The organism is Methylobacterium nigriterrae (genome assembly GCF_037106235.1).
Classification (GTDB): domain Bacteria; phylum Pseudomonadota; class Alphaproteobacteria; order Rhizobiales; family Beijerinckiaceae; genus Methylobacterium; species Methylobacterium nigriterrae.
Genome location: NZ_JBAWTG010000075.1, coordinates 1 through 22,739, shown reverse-complemented (window position 1 = coordinate 22,739; position 22,739 = coordinate 1). Strand labels below are relative to the sequence as shown.

27 protein-coding genes, 3 pseudogenes and 1 riboswitch are annotated in these 22,739 nt (G+C 65.9%); of the genes and pseudogenes, 11 read left to right on the top strand and 19 right to left on the bottom strand.

Annotation, left to right across the window (positions count from 1 at the left end):
• Positions 1–539, top strand: a 539-nt coding sequence (locus WDW90_RS25820) for a Crp/Fnr family transcriptional regulator (protein WP_336490366.1), incomplete at its 5' end; no start/stop codon positions are given.
• Between the two features lie 123 nt (positions 540–662).
• Here WDW90_RS25820 and WDW90_RS25815 read toward each other — a convergent pair.
• A complete protein-coding gene (locus tag WDW90_RS25815; RefSeq protein ID WP_431311122.1) occupies positions 663–1,043 on the bottom strand; it encodes a winged helix-turn-helix transcriptional regulator in 381 nt (126 codons plus the stop codon).
• An 88-nt stretch (positions 1,044–1,131) separates the two neighbouring features.
• Here WDW90_RS25815 and WDW90_RS25810 point away from each other — a divergent pair, with 88 nt between their 5' ends.
• Positions 1,132–1,749, top strand: coding sequence for an FMN-dependent NADH-azoreductase (locus tag WDW90_RS25810; RefSeq protein WP_336490364.1), 618 nt, complete (start codon positions 1,132–1,134; stop codon positions 1,747–1,749).
• Between the two features lie 167 nt (positions 1,750–1,916).
• Positions 1,917–2,115: riboswitch (cobalamin riboswitch) on the top strand.
• 159 nt (positions 2,116–2,274) lie between these two features.
• A pseudogene (locus WDW90_RS25805) lies at positions 2,275–3,387 on the top strand (TonB-dependent receptor plug domain-containing protein); the annotation flags it as partial.
• A gap of 1,083 nt (positions 3,388–4,470) precedes the next feature.
• Here WDW90_RS25805 and WDW90_RS25800 read toward each other — a convergent pair.
• From WDW90_RS25800 to WDW90_RS25780, 5 genes are read right to left on the bottom strand one after another with little or no spacing between them, the layout of a single operon-like run.
• Positions 4,471–4,725, bottom strand: a complete 255-nt coding sequence (locus tag WDW90_RS25800) for a DUF6074 family protein (protein WP_336490363.1) — start codon at positions 4,723–4,725, stop codon at positions 4,471–4,473.
• Positions 4,722–4,913 carry a hypothetical protein gene (locus WDW90_RS25795; protein WP_336490362.1) on the bottom strand — a complete coding sequence of 64 codons (192 nt, stop codon included), beginning with the start codon at positions 4,911–4,913 and terminating at the stop codon, positions 4,722–4,724. The genes WDW90_RS25800 and WDW90_RS25795 overlap by 4 nt, the downstream gene beginning before the upstream one ends.
• The gene (locus WDW90_RS25790) at positions 4,910–5,110 is read right to left on the bottom strand and encodes a hypothetical protein (RefSeq protein WP_336490361.1); all 201 of its coding nucleotides are present in this window, start codon (positions 5,108–5,110) and stop codon (positions 4,910–4,912) included. Before WDW90_RS25790 ends, WDW90_RS25795 begins: the two co-directional genes overlap by 4 nt.
• Complete coding sequence (locus WDW90_RS25785) at positions 5,107–5,355, bottom strand: DNA-binding protein (protein WP_336490360.1); 249 nt, start codon at positions 5,353–5,355, stop codon at positions 5,107–5,109. The genes WDW90_RS25790 and WDW90_RS25785 overlap by 4 nt, the downstream gene beginning before the upstream one ends.
• A 16-nt stretch (positions 5,356–5,371) precedes the next feature.
• A complete protein-coding gene (locus WDW90_RS25780; RefSeq protein WP_336490359.1) occupies positions 5,372–6,031 on the bottom strand; it encodes a hypothetical protein in 660 nt (219 codons plus the stop codon).
• Between the two features lie 118 nt (positions 6,032–6,149).
• Between WDW90_RS25780 and WDW90_RS25775 the strand changes: the two genes are divergently transcribed.
• Entirely contained in the window at positions 6,150–7,292 is a 1,143-nt protein-coding gene (locus WDW90_RS25775; protein WP_336490358.1) for a tyrosine-type recombinase/integrase, read from the top strand.
• Between the two features lie 346 nt (positions 7,293–7,638).
• On the opposite strand, the gene WDW90_RS25770 is transcribed toward WDW90_RS25775, so the two are convergent.
• On the bottom strand, positions 7,639–7,779 hold the full coding sequence (locus tag WDW90_RS25770; RefSeq protein WP_336490357.1) for a hypothetical protein: 141 nt from the start codon (positions 7,777–7,779) through the stop codon (positions 7,639–7,641).
• A gap of 589 nt (positions 7,780–8,368) precedes the next feature.
• Between WDW90_RS25770 and WDW90_RS25765 the strand changes: the two are divergent.
• Positions 8,369–8,509: pseudogene (locus tag WDW90_RS25765) on the top strand (DUF938 domain-containing protein); the annotation flags it as partial.
• Positions 8,510–8,572: 63 nt separating this feature from the next.
• Here the strand turns inward: WDW90_RS25765 and WDW90_RS25760 are convergent.
• The 11 genes and pseudogenes from WDW90_RS25760 to WDW90_RS25715 all read right to left on the bottom strand — a co-directional run bounded on the left by WDW90_RS25760 (position 8,573) and on the right by WDW90_RS25715 (position 16,127).
• Entirely contained in the window at positions 8,573–9,160 is a 588-nt protein-coding gene (locus tag WDW90_RS25760; protein ID WP_336490356.1) for a helix-hairpin-helix domain-containing protein, read from the bottom strand.
• A gap of 171 nt (positions 9,161–9,331) precedes the next feature.
• Positions 9,332–9,568 carry a tautomerase family protein gene (locus tag WDW90_RS25755; RefSeq protein ID WP_336490355.1) on the bottom strand — a complete coding sequence of 79 codons (237 nt, stop codon included), beginning with the start codon at positions 9,566–9,568 and terminating at the stop codon, positions 9,332–9,334.
• Between the two features lie 12 nt (positions 9,569–9,580).
• The gene (locus WDW90_RS25750) at positions 9,581–10,294 is read right to left on the bottom strand and encodes an SDR family NAD(P)-dependent oxidoreductase (protein ID WP_336490354.1); all 714 of its coding nucleotides are present in this window, start codon (positions 10,292–10,294) and stop codon (positions 9,581–9,583) included.
• Positions 10,295–10,308: 14 nt separating this feature from the next.
• Complete coding sequence (locus tag WDW90_RS25745) at positions 10,309–11,001, bottom strand: type 1 glutamine amidotransferase domain-containing protein (protein ID WP_336490353.1); 693 nt, start codon at positions 10,999–11,001, stop codon at positions 10,309–10,311.
• A gap of 631 nt (positions 11,002–11,632) precedes the next feature.
• Entirely contained in the window at positions 11,633–12,535 is a 903-nt protein-coding gene (locus WDW90_RS25740) for a sigma-70 family RNA polymerase sigma factor (RefSeq protein WP_336490352.1), read from the bottom strand.
• A gap of 53 nt (positions 12,536–12,588) precedes the next feature.
• Positions 12,589–12,769 (bottom strand): annotated as a pseudogene (locus WDW90_RS25735) (transposase); the annotation flags it as partial.
• A 177-nt stretch (positions 12,770–12,946) separates the two neighbouring features.
• Positions 12,947–13,705: a sulfite exporter TauE/SafE family protein gene (locus tag WDW90_RS25730; protein ID WP_336490351.1), complete on the bottom strand. Its 759-nt coding sequence runs from the start codon at positions 13,703–13,705 to the stop codon at positions 12,947–12,949.
• 117 nt (positions 13,706–13,822) lie between these two features.
• Positions 13,823–13,948, bottom strand: a complete 126-nt coding sequence (locus WDW90_RS40840) for an SUMF1/EgtB/PvdO family nonheme iron enzyme (RefSeq protein ID WP_431311121.1) — start codon at positions 13,946–13,948, stop codon at positions 13,823–13,825.
• Positions 13,949–13,960: 12 nt separating this feature from the next.
• Positions 13,961–14,422: a cytochrome P460 family protein gene (locus WDW90_RS25725; protein ID WP_431311120.1), complete on the bottom strand. Its 462-nt coding sequence runs from the start codon at positions 14,420–14,422 to the stop codon at positions 13,961–13,963.
• 500 nt (positions 14,423–14,922) lie between these two features.
• Positions 14,923–15,339, bottom strand: coding sequence for a cupin domain-containing protein (locus tag WDW90_RS25720; RefSeq protein ID WP_336490349.1), 417 nt, complete (start codon positions 15,337–15,339; stop codon positions 14,923–14,925).
• Positions 15,340–15,371: 32 nt separating this feature from the next.
• Positions 15,372–16,127: an SDR family oxidoreductase gene (locus WDW90_RS25715; RefSeq protein ID WP_336490348.1), complete on the bottom strand. Its 756-nt coding sequence runs from the start codon at positions 16,125–16,127 to the stop codon at positions 15,372–15,374.
• Between the two features lie 286 nt (positions 16,128–16,413).
• On the opposite strand from WDW90_RS25715, the gene WDW90_RS25710 reads away from it, so the two are divergent.
• From WDW90_RS25710 to WDW90_RS25685, 6 genes are read left to right on the top strand one after another with little or no spacing between them, the layout of a single operon-like run.
• The gene (locus tag WDW90_RS25710; RefSeq protein WP_336490347.1) at positions 16,414–16,899 is read left to right on the top strand and encodes a winged helix-turn-helix transcriptional regulator; all 486 of its coding nucleotides are present in this window, start codon (positions 16,414–16,416) and stop codon (positions 16,897–16,899) included.
• An 18-nt stretch (positions 16,900–16,917) separates the two neighbouring features.
• A complete protein-coding gene (locus WDW90_RS25705; protein WP_336490346.1) occupies positions 16,918–18,084 on the top strand; it encodes an HlyD family secretion protein in 1,167 nt (388 codons plus the stop codon).
• Positions 18,081–19,697 (top strand): DHA2 family efflux MFS transporter permease subunit, encoded by a 1,617-nt coding sequence (locus WDW90_RS25700; RefSeq protein WP_336490345.1) that lies wholly within the window; start codon positions 18,081–18,083, stop codon positions 19,695–19,697. The genes WDW90_RS25705 and WDW90_RS25700 overlap by 4 nt, the downstream gene beginning before the upstream one ends.
• Positions 19,687–20,253 carry a PaaI family thioesterase gene (locus WDW90_RS25695; RefSeq protein WP_336490344.1) on the top strand — a complete coding sequence of 189 codons (567 nt, stop codon included), beginning with the start codon at positions 19,687–19,689 and terminating at the stop codon, positions 20,251–20,253. Before WDW90_RS25700 ends, WDW90_RS25695 begins: the two co-directional genes overlap by 11 nt.
• Positions 20,254–20,304: 51 nt before the next feature.
• A complete protein-coding gene (locus WDW90_RS25690; protein WP_336490343.1) occupies positions 20,305–21,489 on the top strand; it encodes a thiolase family protein in 1,185 nt (394 codons plus the stop codon).
• Positions 21,490–21,546: 57 nt separating this feature from the next.
• The gene (locus WDW90_RS25685) at positions 21,547–22,035 is read left to right on the top strand and encodes a DUF302 domain-containing protein (RefSeq protein ID WP_336490342.1); all 489 of its coding nucleotides are present in this window, start codon (positions 21,547–21,549) and stop codon (positions 22,033–22,035) included.
• A 196-nt stretch (positions 22,036–22,231) separates the two neighbouring features.
• Here WDW90_RS25685 and WDW90_RS25680 read toward each other — a convergent pair.
• Positions 22,232–22,739 (bottom strand): HlyD family secretion protein (locus WDW90_RS25680; protein ID WP_336490341.1); only part of this gene is annotated, 508 nt, incomplete at its 5' end.

Sequence of the window (22,739 nt, the reverse complement as noted above, 5' to 3'; positions counted from 1 at the left end):
GGCAGATCATCGCCTTCTTCGTACCCGGCGATCTCTTCGACATCCAAGCCTTCGCGCTGCGCGAGATGGATCACTCCATCGGCACCCTCACGCCGGTCAAGCTGGCCGAGATCCATCAGGACGCGCTCTTGCGCCTCACCGGCGAGCACCCGCGGATTGCCCGAGCCTTCTGGTGGGAGGCTCTGGTCGGCGTCGCGATCGTGCGGGAGTGGACGGTCAACCTCGGCCAGCGCATCGGCCTGGAACGGGTTGGGCATCTCCTGTGTGAGCCGTTCATCCGGCTGCGCGCGGTCGGGCTGGTCGAGCATAACAGCTGCAGCTTGCCACTGACGCAGGCGGATCTGGCCGACGCGACAGGCCTGTCGAACGTGCACGTCAACCGCGTGCTACAGGAATTACGCAGCTCCGGCCTCATCCTGCTGAAGGACCGCCGCCTCACGATCCCGGAGATGTCCGCGCTCCAGGTGGTGTCGCTGTTCAACCCGAACTACCTGCACCTTGACCACGAGGGTCGCTACTTCGACGCAGACCAGGGTTGAGCGGTCCCGCCCCTGCATCGGTTCCGTAACGCCCAACCTGCGAGCGGCGCCCCGCCCCTGCTCAGGTCCGATAGAGCAAGCCCTACTGGAACGCCTCAGCGGTCACCCACACCGCGCCCAGGTTCAAGATCTATCCTCTTGAGCATCGTAGCGGGCCTGCGCCGCATTGATCTGCACCATGTGCTGGAAGGCCCATGTCCCGAGCGCCTGCACCGGCTCTGCCAACGAGTGGCCCATCTCCGTCAATTCGTAGTCCACTCGCGGTGGGATCGATGGTGTCACCGTCCGGCTCACGAGGCCGTCCCGCTCAAGGTTGCGCAGTGTCAACGTCAGCATCCGCTGCGAGATGCCATCAACACCGCGCTTCAACTCGCTGAAGCGGCAAGAACGTCCGCGTAGAATCATGATGATAAGTACACTCCACTTGTCGCCGACGCGCGATAGCACCTGCGATACTTTCATGCACTCAGGCGTATGGCGATTTATAGGGCCGGTTACTTCCATGTGACCGTGGTATCATTCCTGTGCCGTCTTGCGACGCTTGGGGAAGCCCATATCATGAAGCGGTCACAAAGGGGAACCGAGTTCTGATATGAAACTGCTGCACATCGACACGAGCATCCTCGGCGCCGGCTCGGTCTCGCGCGAGCTCTCCGCCCTGATCGTCCAAAGGATCACGAAGGGTACCGAAGCCGAGGTGACCTACCGCGACCTTGCTTCCGAGGATCTACCGCATCTCACGCCGGCGACACTGCCGAGCGCTCATCCCCTCTCCGCCGTGGCGGGGCCGCTTGATGCTGCTGCGCAGGCCGCCCGCGACGTGAGCGACCGGATGTTGGAGGAGTTCATTGCCGCCGACACGGTGGTCGTCGGCGCCCCGATGTACAACTTCACCATCCCGTCGCAGCTCAAGGCGTGGCTCGACCGTCTGGCGGTACCCGGCAAGACCTTCCGCTACGGTGCGAACGGACCAGAGGGTTTGGCCAGTGGCAAGCGTGTAATCGTGGCCCTGGCTCGCGGCGGCTTCTACGGCCCGGAGACCGCAGCCGTTTCGGCTGAGCATGCCGAGAGCTACCTGCGGACGATTTTCGCCTTCATGGGCATCCCCGATCCCGAGTTCGTCTTGGCCGAGGGCCTTGCGGCAGGCGAGCACAACAAGGTCCAGGCACTCACATCAGCCCGCGCCGCAGTCCAGCAACTCGCGGCCTAATCGTGGCGGATGTCGACAGGTGGATCCATAGCGAGCGCGTTCCGCAAAACCCAATGCGCGAGTGGCGCTGGTAGGCTGCGTGCCAGCAGGGCATGGTCCGCGATGTCACCATCATGGCACACACGGCACGGGACAATGCAGGCGGCGTTGACCGTGATTATCGCGGCTGTAAGGGTTGGAATGACGGTTCCCCTTGGGGATCAAAAGGGAACGCGGTGAGGGTTTGATCCTGAATCCGCGGCTGCCCCCGCAACTGTGAGCGGCGAGCCTTCCGCCACCTGTGTCACTGGATGGGCCTCATCCGGGAAGACGGTGAGAGGGCAGCGACCCGCGAGCCAGGAGACCTGCCGTCAGCCGTGGTCACACGCGGAACATGCTGGGCGGGGTGCCCTGGCAGGTGTCGGGATGGCGCAACCCTTGCGAAAGGATCGACCTCGTTCGCGGTGACGTGCCACTGCCGTTGCCCGAGGCCTACCTCCCGTGTCCCCATTCCGCTCTTCGCCCGCGCAGAGAAGCCTTGTCGCCATGGCGTGCGCCGGCTCCGTCTCGCTCACCCCGTTGCCAGTCCTAGCGCAACCTGCGGCCTCAGAAGCGACGCTCGCCGAGATCTCCGTTGCGGCTGATGCCCTAGCGCTCCCCGCCACGGGGCCTGTCGCCAGCCCGGGCTATGTCGGCGGCGTGACCGGCATCGGCGGCAGTCTCCGCCCCGTGGAAGCCGCCAGCGCCGGCGTGATCACGGGCGCCCAGGTCAACAACCGGCCCGTCACCCGCCCGGGCGAGGTGCTGGAAGCGGTGCCGGGTCTCATCGTCACCCAGCATTCGGGCGAAGGCAAAGCCAACCAGTTCTTCCTGCGCGGCTTCAACCTCGACCACGGCACCGACATCGCCATCCACGTCGACGGCATGCCGGTCAACATGCGCACGAACGCCCACGCCCAGGGCTACGCCGACATCAACTTCCTGATCCCCGAACTCGTCGGCGCGGTCGAGTTCCACAAAGGGCCTTACTTCGTGCGCGACGGCGACTTCGCCGCCGCGGGCTCGGTGCGGATCGACTATCTCGACACGGTCGAGCGGAACGTCGCGCTCACCTCGATCGGCTCCTTCGGCTACAAGCGCGCGCTCTCGATCGCCTCGGCGCCGCTGGGCGAGGGCCACCTGCTCGTGGCCGGTGAGGCGCAGGTCTATGACGGGCCCTGGGCAGTGCCCGACCGCTTGGGCAAGCTCAACGGCGTTGTCCGCTACAGCCAGGGCACGGCCACCGACGGCTTCGCGCTCACCGGCATGGCCTACTGGGCCAAGTGGAACGCGACGAACCAGATCGCGGAGCGCGCGGTCTCGGACGGCCTGATCGGCCGCTTCGGCACGCTGAACCCGAGCGATGGCGGCGATACTGGTCGCTTCTCCTTGTCGGGGCGCTGGAGCCAGACGGACGAGACCGGGATCACCCGGGCGAACGCCTACGTGATCCGCTATGGGATGAACCTGTTCAACGACTTCACCTACTTCCTCACCGATCCGGTGAACGGCGACCAGTTCCACCAGCTCGACCAGCGTGTGCTCGGCGGCGGCGAGGTCAGCCATGTCTTCCAAAGCGATCTGTTCGGCCTGCCGATGGAGAATGAGATCGGCGTGCAGAAGGCATTGCACAGTTAGCGGTTTGCCGGTGCTCCAGCCTCACGGATCAGTTAGGGGTGACTTGCGTGCCCCCTTTCGGCGGGCTCCCGCTGCCTCCTGATGCGCGCGGATGCTGGTGCCCTCGAGGAACGTCATCCCGAGTTGCACGCCCCATTCCTGTGCCAGCCGCGACAGCTGTTTCTAGACATCCAGACGCGCGAGAGCGGATTAAGGTCTGAGCCGCACGCGACCGCGACGCGCGATGAGCGGGATGCCCGCAACGGCTCACGCGCTCGGCCACGAACTGCCAGAGCACCGCTGCGCACCCTGACGAAACAGCTGCAGTAACCGCGGTCTGCCGCGCGGTCTGGATATCGGAAGCCGGACACGTTGCGCTGTTCGCTGGCCCGCTTACCCCGAAGATATAGATAGAAGTAACGCTAGCGTCACTGGACACAGAAGTGTCGCCCGCGTCACTGGCGGCAGTGACGGTAGCGTCACTGGTGTCAGTATCGCTAGCGTCACTAGGCAAAACCTTTCACCGGACAACAACCACTCTCTTAATCGGAGGCATTTCTTTCGGCTTTCGCGGAGCATGGCGCTCATTTATCGACCGCTTTGCAGCCTCACCGACCCGACGAGCTTCCTCTAAGCTCTCAAAGCGTCGCCACTTGCTGCAAGGGGATTCGCCAGTGGCTGTGGGCAGCCAAGCAAGCCGGAACAGCGTTGCTCGGCCCCTAAAACCTCCCCACCCGCGCTCACCTATCTTAGCCACTTTCACCAGTCCGATTGCGTCAACCTCTGCTATTGCGCTGGCGATCGACCCGCGTCGGATCCCAAAGTGCTCGAAATTGTCGTAGGTGACCGGCAGAGCGCCGTTGCGCGTTCCAGCATGGGCCATGTGCTCCACGCACACACGGTCAATCAGCAGTCTCGCATTCTGGCTTGCTGCCCGCCACGCAAAGCTCTCAAGGATCTCCTTTGTGAGCCAGACGAAAGGCTGGCCAGCGGGCGGATGGTTTTGCTTGCGGAAGCGGGGGTCCCGAAAGGTCTTTGTCGAACGTCCGGTGGCGTCGATGCCTCGGCAAGTGCGCGAGTTCTCGGTCACGCAGCACCTCCGGGTGCCAACAGGAACCGCCAGCGAGCGGCCCGGATGTTGTTCTCAATTGTCCGGAGTTCGGCATCCACCATCACCGGCGCAACGCCTCGGCGCACCAAGGTCTCGTGCTGAATGGTGAGCTGTCGTTGAAGATGCCCCTCTGCCTTCCGCGTGGTTGAGGCCCCCGCCATAATCCCGGCGTGGCGGAGGATGAAGCCGCGATCTCGCGAGCGCGGGAAGGGGAGGACGAGGGCGGTCATGATGCGCTATCTACCTCCCACCGGCATTTCGGGGCGTGTTCGACACTTTCTTCAAACGATCTGCCCCGAATACGATCAATGTGGCATGGCTTGATAAGTGGCCCATGCGGCTGCCAATCCTTCTCGGCATTAATCAACCGCCCCGCGACGCTTGCAAGGTCAGAGGCTTCCGGCAGGTTGGCGGTCATGCTCCCCTCCCGTTCGCCGCCGAACGGGCGCTGAGGGCGATCTGGGCCGCTTTGCGGTCGGTAAAGGTGCCGACGCACGATCCATCGCTGTCGTAGGCATAGACAGCGCCTCCAGAGCTTCGGATGAAACCGATGAGCACGCGACCGTCGTAAACCGTGAGGTCGCCGCGAGCGGTGCCAAGACGAGGGCTCGTCATGCTGCGCGCTCCTGCTTCTCGATCCAAGCCATAATGGTGGAGCGTCTAGCGTGAACCCGCCCACCGAGCTTGAAGTGGGGCAAGTCTCCTTTCGCGAGAGCATGATAGATCCGCCGGACGTTCGTTTCACGCTGGCCTGCCTCCTCGCCGTAGATGGCGATAGAGATACCTTCGGCGCCGATGATTACATCATCAGGCAAGCCGCTCCCGTCCGCGCTCAAGGAGCGCGCTACAGTTTCGGTCATTCGAATCTTCCTCGGCTTATTCGAAAAGCTTAGAGACAGCCCTCAACGTCTTGGTAGTTATTATTTTCGATATTTGCTGGTCTACCTCACAATCTTCATTGTGCACCCCTCCGAAATATCCTCTTATCAGCTCTCGATTTCCTGATGGCAGCGGACCCGATTCGGAAAGCCGTTGTTCAACGGCTCTAACCCATATCTCAGCCGCGACAACGGGCCGCTTGAACGTGACACCTACTTGAACTTTTGAATAAATATCGTTCGCAGCATCTACCCCCAACGACCTCGCAATCTCTTTCTCGAAATCTGAAATTCCGTCTCGGCCAATGATGGACATCGAGCTCATCATCATTCCTAAAGCCGCGCCAAATTGCCTGCCTTTAGAACAAATCTCCGTTAGAAAGCTATAATGCGGCAGACATATTTGCCGCGAGTGACATACACTACGCCCAAATGGCTCGATTATTTCACCGGCCTCTTTGGCTAGCATGGAGCCGTTCACAGCAATCAGAAGATTTACTGCATCGTCTAGATCCATGCGTGCAGCGCCCCCGCCGGTAGACAACTGGCCTATGAAACCAGCCTCTCGCGCATAGCGAGCGATCAGTTTCACTGATCCTTCATCTAGCCCCTCAACCGCCGCCACCGCGCGAACCAACCGGCCAATCGTTGGTGCCATGAATCTTGCCTCGTCGTGCGTTATAAACACGACGACTTGCTCTGTAAAGTCCGTCGTGCGAAAAAAGCACGACGCCCTTGAATGGGCGTCGTAGGTGCACTCTATCGCGAGATGTGGAATGGCCACGATACGCAAGCGAACTCTACCCAGCGGAAAAATCGTTTGGCTGGCGGGGTATACCGATGGATCAGGCAACAGGCGCTTCAAGCAGTTGCCGACACGGAAGGAGGCGGACGCCTTTATTATCCAGGCCCGGTCTGAGGTCGCACAGGGCATCCACGTGCCCGACTCGCAATCGATGACGGTGGGACGGACGGCCGACGAGTGGCTAAAGTCAGTTGAGGAGGCTGGCCTGGAACGGTCCACGCTTGTCCACTACCGAGCGCACGTGAATGAGCACATCCGCCCCCTGATCGGCGGTTTGAAGCTCTCCCAAGTGACTACACCGCGCGTATACGCCTTCGCTGATGATCTAAAAGCAAAGGGTCGGTCGGCTGAGACGATCCGTCGCTCAGTTCAATCCCTCGGGCGGGTTTTCCGGTACGCCAAAGGTCGAGGGCTCGCCGGTCAGAACCCTGTCACGGATGTGAAGCTGCGGCGGTCCAAGCGTGAGGCTGCCCGCGTCGAAATCCCGTCCCGGGAAGAGCTACGCGCCATCTTGGCTGCCGCGCAGGGCCGCTGGAGGCCGCTCATCATCACGGCGATGTTCACCGGGCTCAGGATCTCCGAACTGAGGGGCCTGCGCTGGTCCGACATCGACCTCAAGCGCAAGCTCCTCACCGTCTCGCAGCGCGCGGACGCCTGGAAGCAGATCGGGCCGCCGAAGAGTAAGAGCGGCACGCGCGACGTACCGCTGTCCCCGCTCGTCGTGAGCACGCTGCGCGAGTGGCGCCTCGCGTGCCCCAAGGGCGAGCCCGATCTCGTCTTTCCGTCGGGCGCCGGACAGGTCGAGTACCATTCGAACATCGTGCATCGCGGCTGGTATCCGACACAGCTCGCAGCTGGCGTTGTGATCATGGTCGACGGCAAGGACGAGGAGGGCCGGTCAGCGAAGGTGCCTCAGGCCCGCTACAACTTCCACGCGCTCCGGCACGCCGCCGCATCCATGTTCATCGAGAGCCGCATGACACCGAAGCGTGTGCAGACAATCATGGGCCACGCCGCAATCGCCGTGACCTTTGATATTTACGGCCACTTGTTTGAGGACGACGAGGCGGATCAGGCCGCCATGCGAACGATCGAAGAACGTATCCTAGGCTAACACCGCAACACGGCTGCAACACGGCGACTAAAAGCCCAATAAGATCAATCCGCCACGAGGGACTCTGACTCCTCTAGTCCTGGTTCGAATCCAGGTCCCCCAGCCATCGTTTTTAGCCCGCTAAGTCGCTGACTTGGCGGGTTTTCAATTGCGAGCTTCCTTCCCTCTTCAGTCCGCAGCGCACCGCAAAGCGGCCCGTGGTTCCACGACGGGCTGCGACATGGCGCGGGCGGCTCCGCGCAGCACGGATGCCGCACGCCCCGCTTCCGGGTGCTGCGGCACTCGCGGTGCGCCCTGACACCACGAAGCCGATCTCACGTCCCGCGGCATCGCGAGAGCGTTCTGCTCAGGCGCGGATGACGATCGAGACGAGTGCGGCAACCTCAGCCGTTGCCTCTCGCCGCTTGAGGCTCTGCGCGTAGGCCAGCAGGACCTCGATCCGCTGCAGGGCAAGCTGTCTGATCGGCTCCGGCTGAACCGAGAGCACGTCTACGAGGCGGTTGATGTCGCGTGGACGATCGGCGCGTCCGTTCGGTAGGGCAGCGAAGATCTCGGCCAGGTGGAGGCGGACCCAGTCCGAGTCCCGAGACGATTTCGGTACGCTCCGAACCTCCGCCGTGCCTTCCCACGGCCATAATGGCCAAGCTCACTGACGGCCGTCGCAGAACAGCTACGTACGAGTACCTCGGAGCTGCTGATGGACCTAGTTCGAGCATTTGCCCCAAGCGCCCTGCTGCTATGCATGCTTCTTGCTGCAGCGGCCATGTTCGTGGACGGTCCTTTGCTGACGGCCTCCGTGGGCACTTCGGCTTCCTCCACCACCTGCCGGTCCGTCGCCCAGAACGCCGATGCCGGGCCATCGGCTTGGCGTGACCCGCCGCTGCGCCTGTCTCCGGATCGAAGGCGTCGACAGGCCGAGGCGATCGGCGACGAACCGGCCGAGGACTGACGAACCCGGCTCCGCCGGCGTGGCCTTGGCATCGGCCTTGTCGTGAGTGATGGCGCCTCGAAGACTGCTACAGCCGACCGTTTCCGCGGAAGCGCCCGTATAGGTCGGCGAGGATCTACCGGCCCGCGAGCCTGCCTGGGGCGTGCGCGACGTCGAGGAAGTCTCGGCTGCCGCTCTGGCTCGGGGCCTTAGCCTCGTCGAACGCGTCCCGATGCCCGCCAGCAACCTCGGCCTGATCTACCGGCGGGCGGACCGCCGCGGCCCCTGAAGCGGATCACGGGATCGGGCGGTCGCGTTCGGCCGGCATTGGGCGTCGCGCTCGGCGGGCCAGCTACCGGACCATGACCGACGCCTTGATGATCTCGAAGTCCGACTTCTTGAGAACGCGCCTGTTCACGAGGTCTTCCGGCGAGGCGTAGGGCCGGAACGCGACGATCCTGCGCCCGATCATGCCGGCGCCCAGCGCGTTCAGTTCCTCGACGGAGGCGGTGTTCAGGTCGGCGCCCGGGCCCGCTGCCGCCGGCCGATCGTCGGCGCCCTCCGGAGCGGTTTCCACCGCCAGCCCAGGCATCGGTGTCTCTTCGCTCGGCTTCACAGGCGTAGCGACCGCGACCCGCTCGACCTGGGGCGCCGTAGAGACACCGGGTGCCGGGGCCGCGATCGCAGCCGCCGTCGCCGGCTCTGTCCGCGAAGGAACCTCGGCACGCTGGGGCGCTCCGGACAACGGTCCCGGATACACCGTGCGCACGGACTGCCCGTCGGCTTCGACGAGCGATCCCGCCGGCCTGGACGACAGGGCCATCGAGGACGGCTGGCCATCCGGCCGCGAGCGGGACCCGTGGAAGGTCCAGAGGCCGGCAACGACCGCCGAGGTCGCCACGAGGCCGGCGCAGACAATCATGGTGGCTCGACTCGCCATCGATTTCCCCTCTTATCCCGGAAGGGGGAATCATGCAGGTCGGTCGTGGCGCCTTCTGGGCGAAGGCGATCCCGACGGCGCAACGCGGACTAAACGGCGGCGGCTGTACGGTTCCGGACCTGCTACGGCGGATGTCGACGATCGGTCGACCGCGTACCGCCGAGGGGCTCCTCAGCCGCCCCCGGCTTTCCGCCGGCGGCGGTACTCCGCGACCGGCAGGCCGCCCATCCCCCAGTTCTCCATGGGCACCTCCTCGATGACCACGAAGGTCGCGTCGAGCGGCTTGCCGAGGACGTCGAGGAGCAGCTGGCTCGCGCCGTGGATCAGGGCCGCCTTCTCCTCGGCGGTCACCGCGTCGCGCGAGGGGTCCGATCCCTCGCGCGTGACCTGGATCGTGACGATCGGCATCGGGGCATCTCCTCACCAGCGGCCAGCATGCTGGCCGCCGTCGACGTTCAGGATCTCGCCCGTCACGAATGGCGCGCGCTCGAGGTAGAGGATGGCCTCCACGACATCGTCGACCTCGCCCAGACGGCCCATGGGATGGAGCTTGGCGAGCGCTGCGAGCGCGTCCTCCGCGTGCATCGGGGTCCTGATGATCCCCGGCGCGACGGCGTTCACCCGAATGCCGCGGTCCGCGTACTCGATCGCAAGCCCGCGCGTGACTGCGGCCAGGCCGCCCTTTGTCAGGCCGGCGAGCCCGGACGGCGCGCCGGCGATCGGCTGATCGACCAGTGTCGTCGTGATCTGCACGATGTGGCCCCCGCCCTGCGCCAGCATCCGCGGGACGACGAGCTGGGTCACGTGGAAGAAGCCGGCGACGTTGACGTGCAGGGCGCGCTCGAAGTCCTCCACCGTGTAGTCGGTGAACGGCTTGCCGATGAAGATCCCGGCATTGTTGACCAGGGTGTCGATGCGGCCGAAGCGGTCCACGGCCGTCCGCACCACCTGCTCCGCGACCGCGCGCTCGCCGATATCGCCCGCAACGGTGACGACCTCGGGATCCTGCCCGCCTTCGATGGCGCGGGAGTTCGCGACCACGGCGTAGCCGAGGCCGCGGTAGGCCTGCACGATGCCGGCGCCGATGCCCTGGGAAGCACCGGTCACGATGGCGACCTTCCGATCCGTGCTCATGGAGAAGCCTCCGTTCAGCCTTGTCCGCCGCCGCGCAAACGCTTGAGGAGGCGCTCGGCCGCCGGCCCCGACGAGGCGGGGTTCTGGCCGGTGATCAGGAGACCGTCCTCGACGACGTAGGGCTGCCAGTCGGCGGCCTTGCTGAACCGGCCTCCGAGGCGGGTGAGCTCGTCCTCGACCAGAAACGGCACGACGGTCGTCAGCTCCACAGCCTCCTCCTCGGTGTTCGTGAAGCCGGTCACGCTCCTGCCTCGCACCAGCGGCGCGCCGTCATCGGTCGTGACGTGCCGCAGGACGCCGGGGGCGTGGCAGACGAGCGTCACGGGCTTGCCGGCGCCGAGCGTCGTCTCGATGAGCCGTCTCGAGGCCGGATCCTCCGCGAGATCCCACATGGGCCCATGGCCCCCGGGGTAGAAGACGGCGTCGAAGCCCTCGTGCGTCACGCCCGCGAGCGGCACGGTCTCGGCCAGGACCGCGTTCGCCTCGGCGTCGGCCTCGAAGCGGCGCGTCGTGTCGGTCTGAAAGCCCGGCTCGTTGCTCTTCGGATCGAGCGGCGGCTTGCCGCCCTTGGGCGAGGCCAGCACGAGCTCGGTGCCGGCATCCTTGAAGACGTAGTAGGGGGCCGCGAGCTCCTCCAGCCAGAAGCCGGTCTTGCGGCCGGTGTTGCCGAGTTGGTCGTGAGAGGTCAGGACGATCAGGATCTTCATCGCGATCTCCTTAAGGTCGGAGCTGGTGGTTCGTACCGTGCCTATCGAGCGACGGTGGCGTGAACGTCCGCGCGTTGGACTTGGCCGGCGAAGGTTCCGGATAGACCTACGCTCCATGCCAAGTGATTCACCAGTCATGCACTTTGGCCGCACGGAAGCGCACTGATGCGCCGCGGGAGCGAGGAGCGTGAGAGTGTTCCCGACAGCGGCAAGGGGCCGGTGCCCAGATCATCGAGTTCGCGCCTAGATCGAGGTGACAGTCCCGCGGATCCTGCTCCGGCCGGACGGCGAGCCTCCGGATCTCGAGCGGAAGTCTCTCGGGCCGCCGCCAATGCTACCTACGGGCCAAGCTGGCGCAGGAGCAGCTGATCGCGGCGGCGGGCATCCCGATCACGAATACCACGCTGACGCCGGGGGCGAACGCGCGCATCATGCCGACGCGGTTCGATGCTTGGCTGACCGCTTCGACCGGCAATGGGAGGAGCGCCTGATGCGTGCCTCACCTGACTGCCTCGCCTTCGCGACCTTGTACGGGCTCATCCTGGCCTCGGGGGGCCACGTCCCGAGCATTTCGATCGACGGGTTTCGGAAAGAGCCCGTTCTCGTGGACTGCCTGCGCCCTTCTGCTGAATTACCTGTCGAGCGCGTCGGCGACGTGCCGAAGTTTGTCGGGATTGCGCACCATATAGATCGCGGTGATGCGCCCGTCCCTGACTTCAAGGGCCGTAGTCTGAAGCACACCACTTCGATCAACGCTGACGTAGCCCGGCAATCCGTCAATGATCGCGGTGCGAAGAAGAACGGATTGGAAGTACGCCTTGCCTGAGAGCCCTGCAAAAAGCCGAAGAAGTCGATCGATGCCGTGGATCACGTTGGGATAGGCGAGAACGCGGCCACCGCCGTCCGAGCGGAGTTCGACATCGGCGGCGAGCAACGATGCGAGTGCCGCCGTGTCGCCGTCGCGCGAGGCGGCGAAGAAGGCGCGCGCAATACGTTCGGCCTCCGCCGCGTTCACGCGATATCGTTGGCGCCCGGACTCGACGTGCTTACGGGCGCGCACCGCGAGCTGACGCACGGCAGCCGGTGCGCGATCCAGCGTTGCCGCCACCTCGGGCAGCGCAACCTCGAACACGTCGTGCAGGAGGAAGGCCGCCCGTTCGAGCGGTGACAGTCGCTCCAGCGCCAGCATCAGCGTCATCGTAACGTCGTCCGTGACTCCTTCATCGGGCTCGATCGCGTCCATGAGCGGTTCGGGAAGCCAAGCACCGACATAGGTTTCGCGGCGAGCGCGCGCCGATTTCATGTGGTCGAGGCAAAGCCGCGTCACGATGCGCGTGAGGTAGGCAGCAGGCGTCGCGACCCCGTCCTGAACGCCTGCCCAGCGCAGCCAGGCTTCCTGGACGATGTCTTCGGCCTCGCTCACTGAACCGAGCATGCGATAGCCGAGGCGCAGCAATCTCGGCCGTTGCGCCTCGAACTCCGAAATTCGCGCATCGTCTCGCGCTCTTGGTTCACCTGAGGATCCGGAGAGCATATCGGTGTTCCTTGGTGTCGTCGCGAGATACCTCGCATGCAGGTCGTTAGGTCGGTCCCGACAGGGCCATGACGTGCCGGCAGATCTTCCCCGCGAGCGCCCGTGCACTCCGATTCACAGCATCTCGTTCAGGATCCGGCGGTGGTCCTCGGCAGGCCGACCCGTCGGGGATTTCCGGGCTGGCAGCAGCGGGGCGATTTGCTCCCATTGCTCGAATGATCCAACGGATGTCACGACCAATCCCACGGCCGGTGCCCACTGCCTCAGGGCTCGAAACAGGATGCGCGCCGATGCTCCGCTCAGCATCTGAAACCACCAAGCACAAAAGCTGGTGCGCTCCCGTGCGTGGCTGCGCAGGCATTCCGTAGGCGCACCATGGAAACGAGCGGCCACGAACTCCGCAATCCGAATTCAGGCGAGATAGCCAGACATGCCGTCCCACAACAGCTTCAGTGACGTGACGATCAATAATGCATAACAGGCCTGATAGAGCTGACGTTGATCCAACCTTCCGTGAAGCCGCCAGCCAAGCCATACTCCGGTGGGGATGGCGAGCGTGCAAATCGCCATCAATATCAAGATGTTGCCCGATGGTCTCACCAACAGCAGCCAAGGCACCGCCTTGATCAGATTGCCCACAGTGAAGAACAGGCTCGTCGTGCCCGCATAGACGTCCTTGCTCAAGCCGAGGGGCAGGAGGTACATCGCCAGCGGCGGTCCTCCCGAATGAGCCACCATGGTGGTCACGCCCGAGGCGAGACCGGCGGTGACCGCTTTCGGCGTCGAGCGCGGACGGATCGTCACCTTCGCCCCTCCGACAAACCAGAGCCCGACGAAGATCAATGTGATCGCAGCCATGACGATCGCTATGGCGCGGTGGTCGAGGATGCGGAATAGCAAGTAGCCGAGCCCAATCCCGATCACGAGGCCCGGCAATAGCAGCATGAGGTCCGGTTTCGACCAAGTCGAGGGCTTCCAGTATCGCAATGCGAACAGGTCCATCGCGACGAACAATGGTGCGAGCAGACCACCAGCCGTCACCGGATCCATCACGATCGACAACAGCGGAATGCCGACGATGGCAAAGCCGCCGCCAAATGCGCCCTTCATGAAGCAGATCAGGAGGACGCCAGCAAAGGCAACGACGATCGTGGCAGCCGTCAGCACCATGCGACGTCCCTCCCCTCACCGAACCTTGGCTGGCGCCTGACCATCGCCAACGCTCCATTCCGGACCTCAGGCTTGAGGCCGGCTGGTGCTGCTGGGTCTGTTCCGAAGTGGTTCCGGTCAGGGATCTACGGCTCTAGCTACGCGGAAGCCCAAGGTATCAAATTCAACGTGTGCATTGCGCTTGAAGCGAACGGCAGCACGCAGAAACTCGCTCTCGTTCCGCCAAGAGCCACCTCGGACCACACCGCATCCCCGCTACCTCCTTCCGTACTCCGTAAAAACGTAATCTCTTTTCTCCACGATGGTGTGGCACGCGAATCCGCACTTGGCGTCGTTCGCCTGCGGCGGCTGACTATCCTGCGTGCCGGCAGAGAATGTACCGGACGCCGAGTCGTACTCGAACACGGCATATCCCCACCCGCCGCTGTCGGCGAACCTCTTGCCGTCCTTCACCATGAAATCTACGTCGTGCTGAGTGCCCGGCACCGTCGTTTCTGGGAAAAATTCCTGCTTTGCCGGGTTCCAGTGGATTTTTGCCATCTTGGCGCCGTCCGGGAACGGTTTGCCGTTGCCGGGAATGCCGGCTCGGTAAGCATTGATCATCGAGGGATTAGCTAGGATCACCGCGACAAGTTTGTCGCTGTGACTGAGAGAGACAAGCTGCCAATCTTCATATCCCCTGAACTCGGAGAACGAGAGCCCGCCCGGTACGCTCAAGCTATACTTGTCCTGCTGCGCAAGAGCTATACTTCCTAAGATGGCGACTAATGAAACGACGACAGTGACCGAAACAGCTCGAACTCCTTGGGAAGAGAGCGACAACGATCTAGGCATAGCTTCCTCCTGCTGATCTGACGGAAACATGTCTGCTGCGCATCGTGTTAGCGACGGCAAATCATTTATTTCATCGAATTTCAGGTCATCAAACTTCTATTATACGTGCTCAGAAGTTTCTGCCGTGCGCCTTTCATTCACCGACGGTGCTCTCGTCAGAATATGGGAAGCCGGCCACGATCGATCTCCGGTGCTCCTGTCGGCACGGTCCCAACCCCTCAGGCAGGGGCGGTGCAGTCTGCTGGGCAGTGGACTAAACGCGTTTGAAGTTCAGCGAGGTCTGTTTTCGATCGGCTTTCGCTTCGCGAAGCTTCATGTCGGCTATCGTCGCCTTGATTTGACCTAGCTCCCTGAATGCACGTCCACGTGAGGAATACAAAATCTCAGTTCCCAAATGGAATCACCAGTTCGGTCTCGTTCGTGTCCAGCACGAACACGGCCAGGAGCTTGGCCGGCTCCATCCCGCTGGCATTGGCACCGACGCTGTGGCGGTCGCCGGGCCGCTCCGTGAAGTTCTGCCCGGCCTTGTAGGTCGTCACCGGCCCGTCGTTGACCTGACTGCGGATCGCTCCCTCGAGAACGGTCGCGTAGATGAAGGCAGATTTCGGATGGGTGTGGCCGGGTGAGAAGCCGCCTGGCCCATACTCGACGAGCACGCCCTTGACGCTCTTGCCGGGGACGTTCGGCAGATCGTGCTCGTAGACGACAGTCACCTTGGCGTTCTCTCCCTTCGGGGCTTCGGCGAGGGCGGCGCCGAATGGCACGATCGCGACGAGCAGCGAAAGGAGAATACCTTTCATCGGACCGTATCCTTCGATTGCCGGATGCGGGATCAAGCTGCCGCCTGCGATCGACGGAGCCACTCGTCCAGCCCGAACCGGCCGAGGCGTGCCTCGCCCAACGGAACGAGCGAGTGCTCCTCGACCCGGCTGCCGAAGTAACGGGCCTCGGGGTCGCCTACGACCTCGCGTTGGTCGCCGACCGCCTTCAGGTAGCGGGCCACGATCTCGTCGAACGGCGCGCGTTCCGGACCGGCGATCTCGACGATGCCGTTCCGCGGATCCGCGAGCGCCACGTCAGCGATGATCGCTGCGACGTCGTCCGCCGCGATGGGCTGGAACAGGCCGGGTGAGATCCTGACGATGTCTCCATCCGCACCCGAGGCGGCGATGGCGCCGAGGAACTCCAGGAACTGGGTCGCGCGGACGATGGTGTAGGGGATGCCGGAGCTCTCGATCAGCCTCTCCTGAGCGACCTTGGCACGGAAGTAGCCGTTGTCGGGGGACCGGTCGGTCCCGACGATGGAGAGAGCGACATGGTGCCGGACGCCGGCTGTGGCCTCGGCCGCGAGAAGGTTGCGGCCGGAAGTCTCGAAGAACTCCAGCACCGCTCTGTCCTCGAACGAGGGCGAATTGGCGAGGTCGACCACCACCTGCGTGCCGGCCAATGCCTCATCGAGCCCCGCGCCGGTGATGGTGTTGACGCCGGTTTTGGGCGAGGCGGCGGCGACCTCATGACCGTGCTGCCGCAGGATCGCGACGGTCTTCGAGCCGATCAGGCCGGTGCCGCCGATGACGACGATCTTCATGATCCACCTCCCTGTCGGTGACCGGAGGTCGTTGACCGTTCTGTCCCGGATGTAGGAGCCACGGTTCCCATCCTGCGGGAGTCTGCTCCGTTCCGAGCGCCTTAGCCATCGCTCGGCATGCGACTGTCAGCGACCGCGCCGGATGATCGGTGTGGGTTGCGGACCCGCCTTGCGGCCGTCGGGCTCGCACTTGGGTCGCCCCGACCATCGACATCCGAGAGCCAACCGTCACCCGATGTGCGCCATGTCACTTGCATAATGCAAGTTACTGGCTCTTATTTGCATCATGCAACGCACATCCTTCGACCAGATGCCCTGCCCCGTCGCCCGCTCCCTGGAGCGGATCGGCGAATGGTGGAGCATCCTCATCCTGCGGGACGCCTTCTACGGCCTGACCCGCTTCGACCAGTTCGAGCAGAGCTTGGGCATCGCGCCCAACATGCTGACCCGCCGCCTCAAGGCGCTCTGCGAAGCAGGGCTTCTGGAACGGCGGCGCTACCAGGACCGGCCGCCGCGATACGAGTACGTGCTGACCGAGAAGGGGCGCGATTTCCGGCCGGTGCTGTGGACCCTGTTCGCCTGGGGCAACCGGCACCTCGCCCCCGAGGGCGAGAGCGTGACCCTCGTCGATCCCGAGAGCGGTCTGGCCGTCGATCCGGTCGTGGTGGATCGCCGGACCGGCCGCCCGCTCGCCGACGGCGTGCGCGTGGTGGCCGGCCCGGCCGCGAGCGAATCCCTTCGGCGCCGCTTCGAGCGCCGGACCACGATCTGAGGTTCGGAGGACCCGACGATGGGCGAGGCCGCGACGATCGATGCCTTCGAGAGGGCCGGGGCATCCGCGGGCCTCGCCGCGCCGCGGCGACGCGGGTCGCGCAAGCGGGCGGCGCTCGTCGGCCTCGCGATCCTGGCGCTCGCGGGCGGCGGTGCCTACGGGCGCCACTGGTGGGAGACCGGCCGCTTCCTCGAGAGCACCGACGACGCCTATGTGGGCGGCGACGTCACGGTCATCGCGCCGCGCGTCTCGGGGTTCGTCGCCGCCGTGCTCGTGGCCGACAACCAGCGTGTCCGGGCCGGCGACCTCCTCATCCGCATCGACGACCGCGACTACCGCGCGGCGCTGGCCCGGGCCGAGGCGGCGGTCGCAGGGCAGGAGGCGACGCTCCTCAACCTCGCCGCCAACCGGCGCCTGCAGGAGGCCGTGATCGCGCAAACGCGCGCCGATCTCGCCGGGGCGGAGGCCGAGGCAGCCCGCACCCGGTTCGACTACACCCGCTACCGTCAGCTCTCGGCGAGCCGCTACGCCTCCGAGCAACGCTTCGAGCAGGCCGAGGCGGACGACAAGAAGGCAGCGGCCGCGGTCGCGAGGGCCCGCGCCAACCTGGAGGCCGCCGAGCGCAAGGTCGCGGTCATCGACACGCAGACCCAGCAAGCCGAGGCCGCGCGCGACCAGGCGCTGGCCGAGCGCGACGTCGCCCGGCTGAACCTCGGCTACACCGAGATCCGGGCGCCGATCGACGGCGTGGTCGGCAATCGCAGCGCCCGCACCGGCTCCTACGCCACGCCCGGCGCGAGCCTCGTCGCGCTGGTGCCGGCGCAGGGGCTCTGGGTCGACGCGAACTTCAAGGAGAGCCAGCTCGCCGAGATGCGCCCCGGCCAATCCGCAAGCGTGGTGGCGGACGTGCTCCCGGACGAGACCTTCCGCGGCCATGTCGAGAGCCTCGCGCCCGCGACCGGCGCGCAGTTCAGCGTGCTGCCGCCCGAGAACGCCACCGGCAACTTCACCAAGATCGTCCAGCGCGTGCCGGTGCGCATCCGCCTCGACGGCGAAGCCGGGCGGCTCGGGCGCCTGCGTCCCGGCCTCTCGGTGACGGCCTCGGTCGACCGCCGTGGCGGCACGGCCGAACCCGATGGCCCGACCCGGAGCGAGGGTGTCGTGGTCGGCGAGCTCGCCCGATGAGCGCCGCCGCGGCCGCCGGCGACCGGCCCCATGCCTCGCCCCCTCCCGCCCCTGCGAGAGCGGAGCTGAGCGATGGCCAGAAGGTCTTCGCCTTCGCGGTCATGTGCGTCGGCTTCTTCATCGCGCTTCTCGACATCCAGATTGTCTCGGCCTCGCTGAAGGACATCGGCGGCGGGCTCTCGGCGAGCCCGGACGAGGTCGCCTGGGTGCAGACCAGCTACCTCATCGCCGAGATCATCGTGATCCCGCTCTCGGGCTTCCTCGCCCAGGTGATGTCGACCCGCTGGCTGTTCTGTGCCTCGGCTGCCGGTTTCACCGCCACGAGCCTGCTCTGCGGCTGGGCCTGGGACATCGAGAGCATGATCGCCTTCCGGGCGCTGCAGGGCTTCCTCGGCGGCTCGATGATCCCGACGGTGTTCACCACCGCCTTCGCCTTCTTCCCCGGCAAGAAGATGGTTGTGGCCGCCGCGACCATCGGAGCGCTCTCCTCCCTCGCGCCGACGCTCGGACCAACGGTGGGCGGCTGGATCACCGACAACTTCTCCTGGCACTGGCTGTTCTTCGTCAACCTCGTGCCCGGGATCTTCGTGGCCGTCGTCGTGCCGCTGATGGTGCGCATCGACGAGCCCGAGCCCGCGCTCCTGAAGACCACGGACTGGCTCGGCATCGCCCTGATGGCGCTGTTCCTCGGCTGCCTCGAATACACCCTTGAGGAGGGGCCGCGCTGGAACTGGACCGAGGACGCGACGATCCGGGCAACCGCCTGGATCTCGGGCCTCTCCGGAATCGGCTTCGTCTGGCGGAGCCTGACCTACGCGCACCCGATCGTCGATCTGACGGCGCTCAAGAGCCGCAACTTCGCCCTCGGCTGCCTGTTCTCCTTCGTCACAGGCATCGGCATCTTCGCCACGATCTACCTGACGCCGCTCTTCCTCGGGCGGGTGCGCGGCTTCTCCGCCCTGCAGATTGGGCTCGCCGTCTTCTCCACCGGCGTGTTCCAGGTGATGGCGATCCCGGTCTACGCGATCCTCGCCAAGCGAGTCGACCTGCGCTGGCTGATGATGTTCGGGCTCGCCCTGTTCGGCCTCAGCATGTGGTCGTTCACACCGATCACGCACGCGTGGGGCTCGGGCGAACTGCTGCTGCCGCAGGCCCTGCGCGGCTTCGCCCAGCAATTCGCGGTGGCGCCGACCGTGACGCTGACCCTCGGCGGTCTCGATCCGGCCAAGCTGAAGCTCGCCTCGGGCCTGTTCAACCTGATGCGCAATCTCGGCGGTGCCATCGGCATCGCGGCCTGCGCGACCATCCTCAACGACCGCACCAACCTGCACTTCCTGCGGCTCGCCGAGCACCTCAACCCGACCAATCCGGCGATGCTCGCGGCCCTACGAGGCATGGAGGCGCGGATATCGGGTGCCTTCGCGGGCGATCCATCCCACGGCCACGCGGCCGCGCTGCGCCAGCTGTGGGCCCTCGCCTACCGCGAGGCCCAGACCATGACCTACGCCGACGCCTTCGTCGCCATCACAGTCTGCTTCGCCCTCGCCACTGTCCTGGTGCCCCTGATGCGCCGGGTCGCCCCGCCGAGAGGACCAACGGCCGATGCCCACTGACGCGCTCGTCTCCCCCTCGCTCACTGCCGTTCCGGCCGCGCCGGTGCGGCGTCGGGTCGTCGAATGGGCCGATCCGCGGGTGACCGCGCGAGCGGGCCAGGCCCGCGCCGGCCTCGACTTCCTGCGGGCCCTCATCGCCGGCGACGTGCCGCCTCCGCCGCTGATCGCGCTCCTCGGGATCGATCTCGTCTCGGCGGATGCGGGCCGGGTGACGATGCGGATGGGGGCGGACGAGCACCTCTACAACCCGCTGGGCTCGGTCCACGGCGGAGCCATCGCCTCGCTCCTCGACAGCGTGACGGGATGCGCGGTGCACTCAACCCTGCCGCTCGGGCGCGGCTACACCACGCTGGAGATCAAGGTGAACTACCTGCGGGCCGTGACCGCGGCCTCGGGTGTCCTCACGGCGGTGGGCCACGTCGTCCATGCCGGCCGCCGCCAGGCGGTCGCCGAGGCGCGGCTCAGCGACGCGGCGAACCGCCTCTGCGCCACGGCGAGTTCCACCTGCCTCCTGTTCGACCTGCCGGAGGCGCGCGCCGCCGCGCCCGCTGCCTGATCCGGCCGAAGAGCCTGCACCACCCTTCCCGCTGACCTCGGAGACCATGCCATGTCCAGCCGCGAGATCGTCCTCTGCCATCCGCTCCGGACCGCGATCGGCGCCTATGGCGGCAGCCTCAAGGAAATGCCCGCGACGGAGCTCGGCGCGGCCGTCGTGCGCGAGACCCTGCGCCGGGCCGGCCTGGATGCGGGCCGCCTCGGCAGTGTCGTGATGGGCAACGTCATCCAGGCCGGCAACCGCATGAACCCGGCTCGCCAAGCGGCGATCGGCGGCGGCGTGCCGGTCTCGGTCCCGGCACTCACCGTCAACCGCGTCTGCGGCTCGGGTGCCCAGGCGATCGCCACGGCCGCCGACGAGATCCGCCTTGGCCACCACGACGCGGCGGTCGCCGGCGGCATGGAGAACATGGACCGGGCCCCTTACCTGATGATGGGCGGGCGCTGGGGCTACCGCATGGGCGCGGCCGAGATCCTCGACAGCATGCTGACGGACGGGCTGCACGACGCCTTCTCCGGCGAGCATTCGGGCCGGCACACGGAGGACGTGGCTGCACGATCTCAGATCGGCCGCACGGCGCAGGATGCGTGGGCGGCCCGCTCTCAGGAGCGCTTCGCTGCCGCGCAGGCGAAGGGGCTTTTCGAGGCCGAGATCGTTCCGGTGGAGGTCAAGGGCCGCAAGGACACCGAGCGCTTCGCCCGCGACGAGGCGCCCCGCCCGGACACGACGCCCGAGACCCTCGCCAAGCTGAGGCCCGCCTTCCGGTCGGACGGCACCATCACGGCGGGTAACGCGCCCGGGCTCAACAGCGGCGCGGCGGCGATGATCGTGGCCGAGCGGGGCTTCGCCGAGGCGAACGGCATCGCCCCGATGGCCCGGCTCGTCGCCTACGGGGTCGGCGCGGTCGAGCCGGGACTGTTCGGCCTCGGCCCGGTGCCGGCCGTGCGCCAAGCCCTCGAGCGGGCGGGCTGGCGCCTCGGCAACCTCGAGCGCGTCGAGATCAACGAGGCCTTCGCGGTGGTGCCGCTCGCCGTCGCGGCGGAGCTCAGCCTGCCGGAGGACATCGTCAACGTCGAGGGCGGAGCGATCGCGCACGGCCACCCGATCGGCGCGACGGGGGCGGTGCTGACCACGCGGCTCCTCCACGCGATGCGGCGTGACGGCATCCGGCGCGGCCTCGTCACCCTCTGCATCGGCGGCGGCCAGGGCATCGCGCTCGCGCTCGAGGCCGCGTGAGCGTCACCCTTTGCGGCGCGAGCGCCGCGCTCAAGCCTTCACGAAAGGATCAAGATCATGGCCGCGCAGGTCTCGTCCACACACGTCACGGTCGAGCACGTCACGATCGGTTCAAGCAAGACCTTCGAAGCCGTGCGGGCCGCGCTGGAGGCTGCAGTCCCGCGGCTCGATCACGGCTATGCCGAGCTGCTTCAGGCCGGACAGGTCGGGCGGGCGCGAACGCTGCTCGCGAACGCGGCTCCCCTGTCGATCTTCGGGAGCCGGGATCACGGGGGGCTGCTGTCGATCGCCGACCTGCGGCGCAAGGCCGTCCAGTACGACATCGGCAATCCCTTGACCGCCTCGCGCATGACGCGCCACGCCCTCTCCGCCGCGCTGTACGCACCGATAAGGGTCTTGTTGCGCGAAGCGACCGACGGTCAGGTTGCGTTCGAGTACGATCGGCCGGTCAGCACCTTCGGCCAGTTCAAGAACGCGATGGTCGACCCGGTCGCACAGGGTCTGGATGACGCGCTGAAAGCGACGCTGATGGCAGCCGCAGCGTGATCGTCTCGTCTCGGAGGGAAGCAGCAGATCGCGCCTGAGTGGCACGCGGCGGTTGAGCGGACGCCGGATACAACGACGTAGAGCGAAGGATCAACCGCGCCCTGGGCAAACAGCACCTCGTCGGGTTCTAGGCGCCGCACGTCGAGCTGCAATGACAAGATCGCGCAAGACCCGGCAGGCCTCATGCAGCTCCGGATCATTCACGTCTGCGGCTGATCCAGACCGTCATGCCTGGCTCCACTTCTCGCACCGGTGCGCCGGCATCGGCCCGCACGAGGAAGCTGTTCACGTCGTGGTCGCCGACGGCGCGTGCCGCGCGCCAGACGGCGAACTCGCCGAGCGGTCGCACCTCGCTGACCTGAGCCTGGATGTCTTCGCCGCTTACCGTCCGCAGCGTCAGTGCTGTGCCGAGCGTCATGCCCGCGAGCCGGTCTTCGCGAATCGTGAAGGTGAACCAGGGCTCGCTTGCCGCCGACAACGTCATGACCGGCTGTCCGGGTGAGATCGCTTCGCCGGGCTCGGCTACGAGCAGGCCCACCACGCCGTCGCTCGGCGCGACGAGCGTGGTCTTGCCAAGCCTCGCTTCGAGAACCGCGAGAGCCGCGTTCGCGAGCTCGACCTTGGCCTTCGCGATGTCGCGCTCCTCGCTGGTCGGACCGGCCCTCTGCTGAGCAAAAGTCGCCTGCATCAGGCTGAGGGCGGAC

What these genes read in the sequence shown, in the direction of transcription:
- WDW90_RS25815 (WP_431311122.1), bottom strand. Translation starts at nt 1,043, where the DNA reads ATGGAAGTAACCGGCCCTATAAATCGCCATACGCCTGAGTGCATGAAA.
- WDW90_RS25810 (WP_336490364.1), top strand. Translation starts at nt 1,132, where the DNA reads ATGAAACTGCTGCACATCGACACGAGCATCCTCGGCGCCGGCTCGGTC.
- WDW90_RS25800 (WP_336490363.1), bottom strand. Translation starts at nt 4,725, where the DNA reads ATGACCGCCCTCGTCCTCCCCTTCCCGCGCTCGCGAGATCGCGGCTTC.
- WDW90_RS25795 (WP_336490362.1), bottom strand. Translation starts at nt 4,913, where the DNA reads ATGACCGCCAACCTGCCGGAAGCCTCTGACCTTGCAAGCGTCGCGGGG.
- WDW90_RS25790 (WP_336490361.1), bottom strand. Translation starts at nt 5,110, where the DNA reads ATGACGAGCCCTCGTCTTGGCACCGCTCGCGGCGACCTCACGGTTTAC.
- WDW90_RS25785 (WP_336490360.1), bottom strand. Translation starts at nt 5,355, where the DNA reads ATGACCGAAACTGTAGCGCGCTCCTTGAGCGCGGACGGGAGCGGCTTG.
- WDW90_RS25780 (WP_336490359.1), bottom strand. Translation starts at nt 6,031, where the DNA reads ATGGCACCAACGATTGGCCGGTTGGTTCGCGCGGTGGCGGCGGTTGAG.
- WDW90_RS25775 (WP_336490358.1), top strand. Translation starts at nt 6,150, where the DNA reads ATGGCCACGATACGCAAGCGAACTCTACCCAGCGGAAAAATCGTTTGG.
- WDW90_RS25760 (WP_336490356.1), bottom strand. Translation starts at nt 9,160, where the DNA reads ATGGCGAGTCGAGCCACCATGATTGTCTGCGCCGGCCTCGTGGCGACC.
- WDW90_RS25755 (WP_336490355.1), bottom strand. Translation starts at nt 9,568, where the DNA reads ATGCCGATCGTCACGATCCAGGTCACGCGCGAGGGATCGGACCCCTCG.
- WDW90_RS25750 (WP_336490354.1), bottom strand. Translation starts at nt 10,294, where the DNA reads ATGAGCACGGATCGGAAGGTCGCCATCGTGACCGGTGCTTCCCAGGGC.
- WDW90_RS25745 (WP_336490353.1), bottom strand. Translation starts at nt 11,001, where the DNA reads ATGAAGATCCTGATCGTCCTGACCTCTCACGACCAACTCGGCAACACC.
- WDW90_RS25740 (WP_336490352.1), bottom strand. Translation starts at nt 12,535, where the DNA reads ATGCTCTCCGGATCCTCAGGTGAACCAAGAGCGCGAGACGATGCGCGA.
- WDW90_RS25730 (WP_336490351.1), bottom strand. Translation starts at nt 13,705, where the DNA reads ATGGTGCTGACGGCTGCCACGATCGTCGTTGCCTTTGCTGGCGTCCTC.
- WDW90_RS25720 (WP_336490349.1), bottom strand. Translation starts at nt 15,339, where the DNA reads ATGAAAGGTATTCTCCTTTCGCTGCTCGTCGCGATCGTGCCATTCGGC.
- WDW90_RS25715 (WP_336490348.1), bottom strand. Translation starts at nt 16,127, where the DNA reads ATGAAGATCGTCGTCATCGGCGGCACCGGCCTGATCGGCTCGAAGACC.
- WDW90_RS25710 (WP_336490347.1), top strand. Translation starts at nt 16,414, where the DNA reads ATGCAACGCACATCCTTCGACCAGATGCCCTGCCCCGTCGCCCGCTCC.
- WDW90_RS25705 (WP_336490346.1), top strand. Translation starts at nt 16,918, where the DNA reads ATGGGCGAGGCCGCGACGATCGATGCCTTCGAGAGGGCCGGGGCATCC.
- WDW90_RS25700 (WP_336490345.1), top strand. Translation starts at nt 18,081, where the DNA reads ATGAGCGCCGCCGCGGCCGCCGGCGACCGGCCCCATGCCTCGCCCCCT.
- WDW90_RS25695 (WP_336490344.1), top strand. Translation starts at nt 19,687, where the DNA reads ATGCCCACTGACGCGCTCGTCTCCCCCTCGCTCACTGCCGTTCCGGCC.
- WDW90_RS25690 (WP_336490343.1), top strand. Translation starts at nt 20,305, where the DNA reads ATGTCCAGCCGCGAGATCGTCCTCTGCCATCCGCTCCGGACCGCGATC.
- WDW90_RS25685 (WP_336490342.1), top strand. Translation starts at nt 21,547, where the DNA reads ATGGCCGCGCAGGTCTCGTCCACACACGTCACGGTCGAGCACGTCACG.